Consider the following 12019-nt stretch of genomic DNA (forward strand, 5'->3'; position numbering starts at 1 on the left):
CCTCAAGGCATTACATCGCCGGAATTGGGGTTAAGGGTTTGCCCGACGAACAGGTTGCCGCCAGGCTCGCTCGCCAACAGCACGGCGATCGGTGCCACTTCTTCAGCCTTGCCGAAGCGGCCCAACGGCAGCTCCTTGGCCTTGGCAACCTTCCACGCCTGGCTGATCCCCTCCACCAGCGGGGTTTCAATCGGCCCTGGCGCCACGCAGTTGACCAGTACGTTGTCCTTGCTCACCTCCAGTGCCAGCGACTTGCTGAAACCGATCACGCCGGCTTTGGCTGCCGCATAGTGCGCCAGTTGTGCACCGCCCTTGATCCCTAGCTGGGAGGCGATGTTGATGATGCGCCCCCACTGCTGCGCCAGCATGTACGGCAGCGCGCGCTGGCTTGCGACGAACACGCTGGTCAGGTCCACCCGCAGCATTTCATCCCACATTTCCTGGGTCAGGTCCACACAGGGGGCCTGGGTCAGCATGCCGGCATTGTTGACCAGCACATCGATGCCCCCCAGCGCTGCCACGCAGGCATCTACACCGGCTTGCGCACCCTCCCGGCTACCCACATCAGCGACAGATTCGATCACCTGCGCGCCGCGGTCGCGGCATTGGTTCGCGACTAACGCCAGGCGCTGGGGGTCGCGGTCACACAACACGAGCAGCGCGCCCGCATCGGCGTAGGCATGGGCGATGGCCGCGCCGATGCCACTCCCTGCGCCGGTGATGACGGCGCGGCGGTTCTGCAATGGTTTCATGCTTGTTCTCCTCGCGGCCGCAAGGCGAGCTTGCGGCGCAGCAATTTCCTATTCAGGCCAGCGCACCGTAAGGCCGCCATCGATCACGATGCTCTGGCCGGTGATGTAGCTCGACGCAGGGCCGGTCAGGAAGCAGACCAGGTCGGCAACCTCGCTGGCGCGTCCTACGCGCCCCAACGGGATCGCCTTGCCCGCCTTGGCCAGGCCGTCGGCGCCCAGCGAATTTTTGCTGTCCAGCGATTGCGGGGTTTCGATCAGGCCGGGAATGATGGTGTTGCAACGGATGCCCCTGGGGGCAAATTCCACCGCCAGGGAGCGGCACAACCCGGGCACCCCAGCCTTGGCCGCTGCGTAATGCGCGTGGTCCTGCCAGCCATACACGCCACCGGCAATCGACGAAATGGCCACCAGTGCGCCGCCTTCCCCGATGTGGCGGCTTGCGCTGCGGAAGGTGCGCATCACGCCGGTAAGGTCGACGTTGAGCATTTCATTCCATTGCTCGTCCGACATTTCCAGCAGCGGCGCCCGGCGCAAAAGCCCGGCGTTGGCCACGGCATAATCGAGCCGACCGAAGCGCTCGACTGCCGCGGCGGCGATGGCGTCCAGTGAAGCGCTGTCGGTAACGTCCATCGCCATCATCGAACATTCGCCGCCGGCCTGGGCGACCAACCGCTCCGTTTCAGCGGGGTCATGCGGGTCGGCGGGCAGGTAGCCGCCCATCACGCGCACACCCATCCGGGCGTACGCGACGGCGACCGCCTGGCCAATACCACTGGCAGCCCCAGTGACCAACGCTACGGGTCGAGACATGTGTGCAACTCCTGGTTATTTGACTGAAAGAGGTTCGACATGCCGGGCGGCAAGCATGATCAAGCCCGACAGGAAGCAAGGCAGCGCGCCGAACCAGAGCGCCGCGCTGTGCCATTCACCGCCAGTGGACAACACGCTGGTAATCCCCAGCCCGGCGACGATGGCGCCGATCGGCCCCATGGCATGCACGATGGCGCCGCCTGTGGCACGGATACTGGTGGGGAAGCTCTCGCCCATGAAAAACAACATGGCGGAGTAAGGGCCGGTCAGGAAGAACAGGCCAAGGCTGTAGAAAGCGATGACCGTGACCAGGTCGCTGGGGCCCTGGATCATGGCGAAGAACGCCAGGCCGCCACACATCCAGCCCAGCGCTACGGTATTGCGCCGGCCAATCCGGTCACCCAGCCAACCGTGAACCAGGTAGCCGATGAAGCCCACCAGGTTGGACAACACCAGGATCCACAAGGAGTTCTCGAACGACAGCTTGTGAACACTCACGATCACCGACGTGCCCAGCACGCTGAACACCTGGATAGCCGACCAGTTCAGCAGGATCGCCAGGCTCAAGACCACGGTCGGTCGCAGGGCCGCCCCACGGAAGGCAGCAGCAACACCGGCTTTGGCGTGCTCGTCGTAGTCGACGTTGTACTCGCGCGCCAAGCTGCGCGCGGCAGGTTCGTCGCCCGCTTTGCGCAACTGGTGGATGCGCTGATGCACCTGGAACTGGGGGCTTTCCTTGAGCTTGCGCGCCAGGATGGCGACTACCAGCGCAGGTACAGCGGCGAAGATGAAGCAACCCTGCCAGCCAATGTGCGGCAGCAACAATGCCGTCAGGCCTGCTGCGATCAACGCCCCAACCGGCCAGCCGCTTTGTACCAGGCTGTAGACGAAGCCGCGGCGCTTGATCAGTTTCGGGTCGGTCGACGCTGCGTACACCTCGGTCAGGTAGGTAGCGTTGACCCCTTCCTCGGCGTAACCCAGCCCTGCCACCGAACGCACGGCAATCAACGGCCCCTTGCCCATGCCGGCACACACCGCTGTCAGCGCAGAGCACAGTGCGGTGCCGCCAATGGTGAAGATGATCCCGCCACGGCGCCCGATCTTGTCCACCAGCGGCCCGACAATGAAGGCCACGACAGCGCCGCCGACCGCTACCCACGTGGCAATTTCCGCCTGTTCAGCTTCACTCCAGGTGAAATGCCCGCCCATGACCGGCAGCAGGGTGCCGAACAAGATGAAATCGTAAACTGCAAAAACCCAGGCGAAGAAAGCAATCCAGGTTGCGTATCTGACATCTCTGGATTCCAGCTGTACCGGTTTCCAGGTACCAGGCTCGGTCACAGGAGCCGTGGTGGTGGCTTGCGTAGTGGTCATATCGGCGCTTCTCTTGTTTTGGATCCGCTTGAAAACGTGCTAACCGAAGCAGTGGCTCAACGCTTGCGCGGTTGGCGCCGGATAAAGTCGTCGGCGATTTCGTCCATGGTGACGAACTTCACACCTGGGTGGCTTTTCATGTGCTCGATAAGCCGCTCGAGCATGAGCAGCACCTGAGGCCGGCCGGACACATCGGGGTGAATGGTGATGGGGAATACCGCGTAGTCATTCTCCCGGTAGACCCAGTCGAACTGATCACGCCACATCTCTTCAAGGTGGCGCGGGTTGACGAAGCCGTGACTGTTGGGCGATTTCTTGATGAACATCATCGGCGGCAAGTCATCGAGGTACCAGTTGGCCGGGATCTCGACCAGATCGGTCTCTTCACCGCGCACCAAGGGCTTCATCCAGGTATCGGGGTGCTGGCTGTAATCAATTTTGCTCCAGCTGTCCTTCACTCGAACGTAGTAAGGGTGGAAGTCGTTGTGCATCAGGCTGTGGTCGTACTTGATGCCCTTCTTCAGCAGCAGTTCGTTGGTAACGTTGCTGAACTCCCACCACGGGGCCACATAGCCCGTGGGCCGCTTGCCTGCCAACCGGGTGATGATTTCAATCGACTTGTCCAGAACGATTTCTTCCTGTTCCGGCGTCATCGCGATCGGGTTCTCATGGCTGTACCCATGAATGCCCACTTCATGCCCCGCTTCCACCACCGCCTTCATCTGCTCGGGGAAGGTCTCCACCGAATGGCCCGGGATGAACCAGGTTGTGCGCAGGTCATATTGCTTGAACAGCTTGAGAAGACGCGGCGCGCCCACTTCGCCGGCAAACAGCCCACGCGAGATATCGTCGGGCGAATCCTCCCCCCCGTAGGAGCCCAGCCAACCGGCTACCGCGTCCACATCAACGCCAATCGATACAAAAATCTCTTTTGTCATTATCTCGACCTCTTGGTTATTCAATTGATTGCAGGCACGCCGCTGCCTGCCCGGTGGGCTGACTCAGAGCCCGGCGCGCACGTAAGGCTCGATCGCCAATGCAGCTCGCAGCAGGGCCTTGTCATTACCACTCGAACTCGAAAGCAGCAGGCTGGTAGGTAGCCCTGCCTCCCCCTTGCCGCTTGGCAACGCAATGCCAGGCATGTCCAACATGCTGCCCGGCATGGTCAGCCGCAGCGTTGCCAGGTTGGTGGCAACGAACAGCTCGGCGTCCTCTTCCAGCGGTGCCAGCAGTGGCGCCACATGGCCGACGGTCGGGGTTACCAGAAAGGCCCCGTCCAGCTCGCGTGCTATCTGTGCTTTCAGTGCTTCGGCAGCCTGGTACAGCAGCACTTGCTTGCTGGCTGGGTAGGCACGGGCGCCCTCCAGCCGCTTGCGCACCCGGGGGTCCAGTTGCTCGGCCTGCGGGCTGTCGAGCAGCCCTTGGTAAAGGGCAAAAGCCTCGGCGCCGCCCAGCCAACCGATTTGCTCGATCACCTCCAGTGCTTGCTGGAAGGCCGGGACAGCTTTGTGCTCGACCACCGCGCCGGCTGCAGCCAGCCGCTCCAGTGCCGCAACAAGGTTGGCCCTGACTTCTGGCTGAATGCGTGCGTCGCCCAGCAGCTGCGCATCCACGCAAAGCTTCAGCCCGACGATGGGCAGGGCAACGGTGTCGACCGGCATGCCCAGCCGGTCGCCCAGCAGCAGGTTGTCGAGCACGATGGCATCGCGCACGCTACGGGTAATGGGCCCCAGCGAGTCGAGGGACCGTGCCAGGGGGGTGACCCCCTCGAATGAGTACCGCTTGGCACTGCTGCGGTAACCGACCAAACCATTGAACGCCGCCGGCACCCGGATGGAGCCGGCAGTGTCGGTCGACATGGCGATAGGGGCCACACCTTGGGCCACCGCTATTGCCGACCCCGATGACGAGCCACCCGGCGCGCGTGCGGCACCGGCGAACTCCGGGTTGGTTGGCGTGCCGAAATGGGGGTTGAGGCCCAGCCCCGAATACGCCAGCTCACTGAGGTTGGTCTTTGCCACGCTGACCATGCCCGCCCGGCTGAGCGCCGTGGCCAGTGCGCAATCACGCGGCGCCGGTTGCGCGTGCAAGCGCACCTTCGCGCCTGCAGTGGTGATGTGGTCGGCCAGGTCGTACAGGTCTTTCCAGACTACCGGTACCCCATCGAAGGCAGACAACGGTTGCCCGGCTTGCCAGCGGCACCTGGCCGCAGCCGCTTCGCGCAGCGCCCGCGCCTCGCACAGGGTGATGAATGCAGCCGGCACCTGCTGAGCGCTCACCAGTGCCGCTTCCATCGCAGTAACAGGGTCGTGGGTTCCCGCGGCAAACTGCCCGGCCAGGGAAAGCGCATCGGCACGCATGGCAAAACCTCTTAAATGTACATTTGTGTAATACGTACATTTGCATAAGCATGCGTCGTGCCAACCTTGTGCAGCGATTCATAGAAATGCGCGGATCCGTGTTTGCCAAGGGCTGGCGATGGCCCACTGTCGCCAATCACGGTCGCGCCCATTAAATGTATGTTTTACTGGATGATACATTTTGGGGTGTTCGGTAACAGCCCGCCCCAAAACCGTTCACAGCGGTGTCACCGGCGACCGGTCACATCTCGCTTCGCTTGTGCGAAACTGGCCTCCCACGCTTCATGAGAACCCTCTGATGTCTGTTACCCAGCCCCTTGAAGACCGCCCGGCCTCTCGTTACGAGATCATCCGGAACACCCTGCGCGAGGCGATTCTGGGTGGGCAGACGGCGCCAGGGCTGGTGCTGGTGGAGGGGCCTTTGGCAGAACTCTTCGGCACCAGCCGGGTACCGGTTCGCCAGGCCCTGAACCTGCTGCATGAGGAAGGTCTGATCCGCCGCTTCGAGGGCCGGGGCTTTCTCGTCGACCCCCAGGGCACCAGCGAAACGCCGTTGCGCGCACCGCTCACGCGCAAGCTCCTAGGGCTGGAGCCACAAGAAGACCTGATCGATTACCGCCCGGTAGGTGAGCGTATTTACGACCACCTTGCCCAGACGGTCGTGCGGTTCATGGTCTTTGGTCATTACCGAATCGATGAGCAGAGTGCCGCCGAAGAACTCAACGTCAGCCGGAATGTCGTCAGGGAAGCGTTGATGCGATTGCGCGACAAAGGTCTGGTGGAAAAAGAGCCGTACTCGCAATGGCTCGCCGGCCCGCTGACGGCCCAGGCGGTCAAGCACGATTACGAGCTACGGATGCTGCTGGAGCCGGATGCCCTGCGCCAAGGCGTCGAGCATGTCAGCCGCAGTGATCTTGAAGCGATGCTGCACCGCGTAGTCAGTGCGCAGGCCGCCGGCCGTGATGTGAAGCGCGCCGACATCGAACAACTCGAGCAGGACCTGCATGTGGCCTGCATCGCCGGCGTGGCCAATACCCGCATGGCAGCAGTCATTCGCCAATGCCAGATCCCCATGAATGTCGGCCGGGTCTTGCACGAAGCCCTGCAGTCCAGCAATGACGAAGCCATGCTGGTGGAGCACCGCCTGGTCTTCGAAGCCTTGCTGTACGGCACCGTCGACACTGCCTGTTCATGCCTGCGTGACCACCTGTGCAAGGCCCGCGAACGGACCTTGCAGCGGCTCAAGGTGTTGTCGGTGCTGCCCGAACCTGACGCGCCGGGCTATCTGCAAAGGCTGGCCTGAGGCGTCGGCGGGCCTGCACCCTCCCCGCGTTAAAAAGCGTACCGGGTGCTGAACATGACATTGCGTGGCTCACCGTAGTAGCCGGTGAAGAAGGTCGGGTCCAGGGCGCTGAAATACTGCTTGTCGAACACGTTGTTGACGTTGACAGAAGCGCTCAGCTGCCGGGTGATGTCATAACGCGCCATCACGTTGAACACGGCATACTGTTCCTGCGTCGCCTTTCCCTGGCTCGTCGTCACGCTCATACCACTTTGCCAGTTCAGGCCCCCGCCGATGGTCAATGGGTTCAGGTCCCCTTGAAGACGGTAGGTCGTCCAGAGCTTTATCAAGTTAGCCGGTGCTTCGGTTCTGATGCGCTCATGGTCGGCATCCTTGGTAACGCTATGGCTGTAGCTTGCGCTGACATTCCAGTCCGAGAGCACTTCGCCAAAGATTTCCAGGTCGATACCGCGCGTTTTCGCGCCGGCCACCGCGCGGTAGGCCGACTCGCGCACCGTGCCTTCCACGGTTTCGCCCGTGGGAACCCCCAGGTTGTCCTGTTTTATTTCATAAAGGGCAATGGCCGTGTTGACGCGGCCGTCGAAGAACTCGCTTTTCAGGCCAACTTCGTAGTTGTCCCCTTCCTTCGGCTCCAGGTTCCTGCCGTTTTGCTCTCGTAGGGCTTGAGGCTTGTTGATCGTCGTGTAGCTGGCGTACACCGAATGCTAGCGGGTAGTTCACTTGAGTGTGAGTAACACCCAATGGGGCTGCTGCGAAGCCAATCGCCGGCAAGCCAGCTCCCACAGGGATCGCATCAGGGCTGACAGGTGTTTGTCGGAAGATATGCAGCGCCTGTGAGATCGAGCGCCGCGCGGGCAGCGCTCGATCTCACAGGCGCTGAAGATGCTGCGGCTACCCTTGCCAGAAACCATAGAATCTCCCACAGGACCGTGCAATGCTTGAGGGCTGTGCTGTTCCTGTGGGAGCTGGCTTGCCGGCGATGGGTCACAGAACGGCCCCAATTGCTCAGTTGTGCGCGGTACGGATTAGCGGGCGACCCAACTTTCGACTTCATCCGCGCCGTATTGCTGCTTCCACTCTTTCAACTGGCGGTGATTGCCGCCTTTGGTCTCGATAACTTCGCCAGAGTGCGGATTCTTGTATTGTTTCACCTGTCGGGCACGACGCGGTGCTTTCGCTGTGGCCGCAGGGGCTGACTGGCGGTTGGCCTGCGGATCGAGCAAATTGATGATGTCACGCAGGCTGTAGCCATATTTGGCTAGCAGGTCGCGCAGTTTTGTTTCGAACTCGATTTCTTTCTGCAGCTCAGACGACCCTTTCAGCGCCTCAAGTTCAGCCAATTGCTGGGCCAGTTTTTGTTCAAGCTGACGAAACTCTGCCAGACGCGACATATACTTACTCCGAAGTGGGTGGGGTGTTAGTTAGAGAATCCTAACGCGGTTCAAGTTCAAACCCAAATGACAATGAACCCCACCCGTGTGCAACTTTCTGCACAGGTTTGCGCTTTTACAAGGCTCTCGGCGCACGACATTCGCAACAGGGCACCCAGTCTTCACTGGTTGGCAATGCCAGGGGCGGCACGCAGGTAGGTTTCGTCATTCACCTGGTCGACAAGGAACTTGGCAAGATTGCCCCTGGATAACTTCATGCCGAGCTTGGCCTGCCCATACCAGCCTACTTGCACCTTGCTCTGGGCCGGGCCGTCCTTGAGGTTCGGTATGCGCACCAGCGTCCAGTCAAGGTCGGAGTGGGCGATAAGTTCACCCGTTGCCTTGATGTCTTCATAGGCTTTGCGCGTCAGCAACTTGAACAGCAGCACGAACGCATGTGCGTTGAACGCAAAGCGGTCCTTCGGATCACGATAGGCAGCCGTGGATATCTGCACAAGGCGGCGCACCCCTGCAAGTTTCATGGCCGCGATGATGTTGTGCAATCCGCGCATGACGGGCTTGTCGCCCTGCACCTTCAGGCTGTTGGGGCCCAGGGCACTGATCACTGCGTCGGCACCTTCCACGCACTTCGCAATGGCTGGCTGGTCTTGCAGGTCACCGACGACGACGCGTACCCGGCCCGCAAAAGCTTCCAGCTTGCTGGCGTCACGGGTGTAAACCGACAGGCTGTAGCCCCGCTTCAAGGCTTCCTCGATGATGAACCTGCCAGTGGGTCCGGTCGCGCCGAACAGCGCGATCCTTTTCTTCTCGTGCATGCTGCCTCCAGGTATAAAAAGGGTACCGGGTAACAAAGTTAGTGTGGGTTACCAACAGGTACAAAGGATGGTAGGGTGCCCTCTGTTTACGCACAAGAAGGCACAGGCATGTCACTTAGTCACCTGGATCTCCCGCCAGACCTGGCGGCCCCCGAGGCCGGCGGTTGCCTGGCCACCCGCAAGATCCTGGACCGCATCGGCGATAAATGGAGCCTTTACATCATTGCCGTATTGGCCAACGGCCCCCGCCGCTTCAATGAGTTGAAGCGTGGCATCGACGGTATTTCGCAGCGGATGCTGACCCTGACCTTGCGCGGGCTGGAGCGCGATGGGCTGATAACCCGCACGCTGTATCCCACCATTCCTCCGCGCGTCGATTACGACCTTACGGACTTGGGTAAAACCCTGCTGCAGCCCGTCATGGCACTGGTCAATTGGGCGAACGAGCATCAGCACGCCATCGTGCAAGCCCATGAACGCTTTGACCAGGCCACCGAGCCAGATCAGGTCCTGATCCAGGGCGTAGTCTATGAACGCCGGTGAGCGCCCAGCAAAGGCCCGTGCTTGAGCGCCAGGGCCCCATGCAGTGCATGCGACAAAATGGCGCGCCACCGAACTTGAACTGCCGGTCACTGATACGGCTTAATGCGCGCGACGTTTCCATGGGTGATTCATGCTTTCACGAGCGCGTGCGCATCTCTGTCTGTTCGCCTGCTTCGCCGTGCTGTTCAACCTGCTGGCGATGCCGCTTGACCGTGCCTTGCACACACCCCGCGTCGACAGCCAATCCCTGATTCTCGGTAGCTTTTGCAGCCTGCACGGTGCACAGAGCCTGCCCAAGTCATTGCTGGCCCAGCTCAAGGCCGAGCTGCCCCAACTCGGTGACCAGCCGGAAACGAAACACCAGGCGGGCGACTGCTGCTGTGGCCATGCCGGGCATAGCCTGCTGGCCAGCGACTACTATCGCCACCTGTTCCCGCGGTTCTGGCCCGATGCGCTTTTGCTCGGTGACAGCCACAGGTTGCCACTGCCGCGTGAGCAGTGGCCAAAGCTCAACCCCCGCGCCTCTCCCCTGGCCTGACCCGTCGCTGATTGCCAACAGCTGCCCCGTGAACTGCGGTGCGCAGCCCTGCCCGACTGTCTAGCCAGGAAACTTTCCATGCCTGCGTTCCGTTGTACCGCACGCGCTGCCTTGCCCGTGCTCGCTTTGTTCAGCCTCAGCCCCCTGACACTGGCCGTGGCCGAAACACTGCCTGCTGAAAACTCCACCCTCACCCTTGGCGCGGTCAACGTGACCAGTACCGAAAGCGGCCCGCTGGCCACCAGCAGCGTGCTCAGCTCGGTGGATATCCTGGGCGGCGACATCTTCGAGAAAATGCCGGTGGCCTACAGTTGGGAGCTGTTCAGGCGCGCGCCCGGGGTGTTGCTGACCGAATTCAACCAGGGCACCACCTCGGGCAAGCTGTCGTTTCGCGGCTTCAATGGCGAAGGCGAAGTGAACGCCGTGAAGTTGCTGATCGATGGCATCCCCAGCAACACCAACGACGGCAACATGCCCTTCATCGACTCGGTGTTTCCCATGGACATCGACAGCATCGAGGTGGTGCGTGGTACCAGCGATCCACGCTACGGCCTCAACAACATCGCCGGTAACGTCAATATCCACACCCGCACCGGGGGCAACTACAACAAGGCGCGCCTGCGCTACGGCAGCTTCAATACGCGTGAGGTGCAACTGGCCAAGGGCATCGAGACCAGCAATTGGACGCAGAACTACTTCTTCGCTCGCCAGCAGGTTGATGGCTACCGTGACCATGCCGATACCGAGCGCTACAGCTTCGGCGGCAAGTGGTTCTACACCCCCGACGATGGCAGCTACCGCCTTGGTCTGATTGCCCGTCACTACGAGTCAGAAGCTCAGGAGGCGGGCTACCTGACCGAGGATGACGCCCGCCATCATCCGCGCATGAGCAATGACTACAACGCCACGGACAAGGGGACGCGGCGGATGAACCAGGTCAGCGTGCACTTCGATACCGACCTGGCCGACACCTTGTCGTGGTCAGCCAAGACCTACCTCAATACCTTCGACGATCGTCGCTGGACTCAATACTGGCGTACCAGCTCGCAACAGGAACGAGACACCTACGAAGACCAGTACGGTGCCATTACCTCGTTGACCTGGCGGCCACAGGTGGACTGGCTGCACGCCTTCGCGCTGGAAGGTGGCAGCGATGTGCAGAAGCAACAGAACCGCAGCGAGCGCTATCGCACAGTGGAGCGTGTACGCCAGGCGCAGACACGCGACCAGGACTTCGACTTCAACACGGTCGGTGCCTACGTGCAGGCGGAGATCGAGCCGTTCCCATCGTTGAAGATCGTGCCGGCCTACCGGGTGGACAAGATCAGCGGTGACTTCACCAACAAGATGACCGGGCAGGACTACGACATCAACGACTACGGGCTGATCAAGCAGCCCAAGCTCAGCATTGTCTATTCGCCCTGGAAGTTTGCCAGCGTCTACGCCAACTGGGGCCGCACCTTCCAGGTCGGGACCGGCGCCGCAGCCTACAAGGTGCCGCCGCGCAATGAGGACCTGGCCCCTTCGATCAACGAAGGCTGGGAAACCGGCATCAAGTTCACCCCGGCCGGCTGGGTCGATGGCCGCGTGGCCTACTGGCGTCAGGACGCCTCTGGCGAAGTGAGCCGTCGCCTGAACGACCCCAGCGGGGAGTCGGACAATGTTGGTGAGACACGGCGCTGGGGCTACGACCTGCAGGTCAACCTGCATCCGAGCGAACGCACCGAGATGTGGATGTCGTACTCATGGCAATATTCGAAGATCCTTGAGCCGAGCAGCGCCTTGCCTGGCAGCAAAGGCAAAGAGGTCGACCATGTGCCGCACCACCTGTGGAATACCGGCATCAACTACCAGGCCACGCCTGCCCTGCAACTGAGCGCCTGGGCAAACGGCCAGACCCACTACTACCTGGAGCGCGAGAACACCCAAGGCACCTACGGTGGCTATGTGTTGCTGAACCTGGGGGCAACCTACCAGGTCAGTGCGTCGATGAGCGTGGACCTGCAGCTGAAAAACCTGACCAACCGCTATTACGAGTACGCCTGGTACGACCCGGATGGGGCGCACGCTTCGCTGCACGCCCCCGGTGACGGGCGCGCACTCTATGCCGGTGTGACGTTCGACTTCTGATGG

12 protein-coding genes are annotated in these 12019 nt (G+C 61.6%); 4 read left to right on the forward strand and 8 right to left on the reverse strand.

Going from position 1 to position 12019, the window contains the following annotated elements:
- Window positions 1-2: 2 nt before the first annotated feature.
- From APH30_RS01945 to APH30_RS01965, 5 genes are all read right to left on the reverse strand, one after another.
- Window positions 3-752 (reverse strand): SDR family NAD(P)-dependent oxidoreductase, encoded by a 750-nt coding sequence (locus tag APH30_RS01945; RefSeq protein ID WP_054911553.1) that lies wholly within the window; start codon window positions 750-752, stop codon window positions 3-5.
- Between the two features lie 48 nt (window positions 753-800).
- Window positions 801-1562: an SDR family NAD(P)-dependent oxidoreductase gene (locus APH30_RS01950; RefSeq protein WP_054911554.1), complete on the reverse strand. Its 762-nt coding sequence runs from the start codon at window positions 1560-1562 to the stop codon at window positions 801-803.
- 15 nt (window positions 1563-1577) lie between these two features.
- Window positions 1578-2936 carry an MFS transporter gene (locus APH30_RS01955; protein ID WP_054911555.1) on the reverse strand — a complete coding sequence of 453 codons (1359 nt, stop codon included), beginning with the start codon at window positions 2934-2936 and terminating at the stop codon, window positions 1578-1580.
- 56 nt (window positions 2937-2992) lie between these two features.
- Window positions 2993-3874, reverse strand: coding sequence for a polysaccharide deacetylase (locus APH30_RS01960; protein ID WP_009684840.1), 882 nt, complete (start codon window positions 3872-3874; stop codon window positions 2993-2995).
- 63 nt (window positions 3875-3937) lie between these two features.
- Window positions 3938-5296: an amidase gene (locus APH30_RS01965; protein WP_054911556.1), complete on the reverse strand. Its 1359-nt coding sequence runs from the start codon at window positions 5294-5296 to the stop codon at window positions 3938-3940.
- Between the two features lie 298 nt (window positions 5297-5594).
- Between APH30_RS01965 and APH30_RS01970 the strand changes: the two genes are divergently transcribed.
- Window positions 5595-6599: a GntR family transcriptional regulator gene (locus tag APH30_RS01970; protein WP_054911557.1), complete on the forward strand. Its 1005-nt coding sequence runs from the start codon at window positions 5595-5597 to the stop codon at window positions 6597-6599.
- A gap of 29 nt (window positions 6600-6628) precedes the next feature.
- On the opposite strand, the gene APH30_RS01975 is transcribed toward APH30_RS01970, so the two are convergent.
- From APH30_RS01975 to APH30_RS01985, 3 genes are all read right to left on the reverse strand, one after another.
- On the reverse strand, window positions 6629-7297 hold the full coding sequence (locus APH30_RS01975) for a TonB-dependent siderophore receptor (RefSeq protein ID WP_054911558.1): 669 nt from the start codon (window positions 7295-7297) through the stop codon (window positions 6629-6631).
- Between the two features lie 327 nt (window positions 7298-7624).
- Window positions 7625-7990, reverse strand: a complete 366-nt coding sequence (locus APH30_RS01980) for a histone-like nucleoid-structuring protein, MvaT/MvaU family (RefSeq protein WP_054911559.1) — start codon at window positions 7988-7990, stop codon at window positions 7625-7627.
- A gap of 161 nt (window positions 7991-8151) precedes the next feature.
- Complete coding sequence (locus APH30_RS01985) at window positions 8152-8805, reverse strand: NAD(P)-dependent oxidoreductase (RefSeq protein WP_054911560.1); 654 nt, start codon at window positions 8803-8805, stop codon at window positions 8152-8154.
- Window positions 8806-8913: 108 nt separating this feature from the next.
- On the opposite strand from APH30_RS01985, the gene APH30_RS01990 reads away from it, so the two are divergent.
- The 3 genes from APH30_RS01990 (at window position 8914) to APH30_RS02000 (ending at window position 12016) form a co-directional block, all read left to right on the forward strand.
- Complete coding sequence (locus APH30_RS01990) at window positions 8914-9348, forward strand: helix-turn-helix domain-containing protein (RefSeq protein ID WP_054911561.1); 435 nt, start codon at window positions 8914-8916, stop codon at window positions 9346-9348.
- A gap of 130 nt (window positions 9349-9478) precedes the next feature.
- The gene (locus APH30_RS01995) at window positions 9479-9886 is read left to right on the forward strand and encodes a DUF2946 family protein (protein ID WP_054911562.1); all 408 of its coding nucleotides are present in this window, start codon (window positions 9479-9481) and stop codon (window positions 9884-9886) included.
- Window positions 9887-9964: 78 nt separating this feature from the next.
- Window positions 9965-12016, forward strand: a complete 2052-nt coding sequence (locus APH30_RS02000; protein ID WP_054911563.1) for a TonB-dependent receptor — start codon at window positions 9965-9967, stop codon at window positions 12014-12016.
- Window positions 12017-12019: the final 3 nt, after the last annotated feature.

The sequence above is a fragment of the Pseudomonas sp. NBRC 111127 genome (genome assembly GCF_001320345.1).
Lineage (GTDB): Bacteria > Pseudomonadota > Gammaproteobacteria > Pseudomonadales > Pseudomonadaceae > Aquipseudomonas > Aquipseudomonas juntendi.

Coding starts and splice junctions, on each gene's coding strand:
- APH30_RS01960 (WP_009684840.1), bottom strand. CDS start 3,874: ATGACAAAAGAGATTTTTGTATCGATTGGCGTTGATGTGGACGCGGTA.
- APH30_RS01955 (WP_054911555.1), bottom strand. CDS start 2,936: ATGACCACTACGCAAGCCACCACCACGGCTCCTGTGACCGAGCCTGGT.
- APH30_RS01965 (WP_054911556.1), bottom strand. CDS start 5,296: ATGCGTGCCGATGCGCTTTCCCTGGCCGGGCAGTTTGCCGCGGGAACC.
- APH30_RS01970 (WP_054911557.1), top strand. CDS start 5,595: ATGTCTGTTACCCAGCCCCTTGAAGACCGCCCGGCCTCTCGTTACGAG.
- APH30_RS01995 (WP_054911562.1), top strand. CDS start 9,479: ATGCTTTCACGAGCGCGTGCGCATCTCTGTCTGTTCGCCTGCTTCGCC.
- APH30_RS01990 (WP_054911561.1), top strand. CDS start 8,914: ATGTCACTTAGTCACCTGGATCTCCCGCCAGACCTGGCGGCCCCCGAG.
- APH30_RS01985 (WP_054911560.1), bottom strand. CDS start 8,805: ATGCACGAGAAGAAAAGGATCGCGCTGTTCGGCGCGACCGGACCCACT.
- APH30_RS01950 (WP_054911554.1), bottom strand. CDS start 1,562: ATGTCTCGACCCGTAGCGTTGGTCACTGGGGCTGCCAGTGGTATTGGC.
- APH30_RS02000 (WP_054911563.1), top strand. CDS start 9,965: ATGCCTGCGTTCCGTTGTACCGCACGCGCTGCCTTGCCCGTGCTCGCT.
- APH30_RS01980 (WP_054911559.1), bottom strand. CDS start 7,990: ATGTCGCGTCTGGCAGAGTTTCGTCAGCTTGAACAAAAACTGGCCCAG.
- APH30_RS01945 (WP_054911553.1), bottom strand. CDS start 752: ATGAAACCATTGCAGAACCGCCGCGCCGTCATCACCGGCGCAGGGAGT.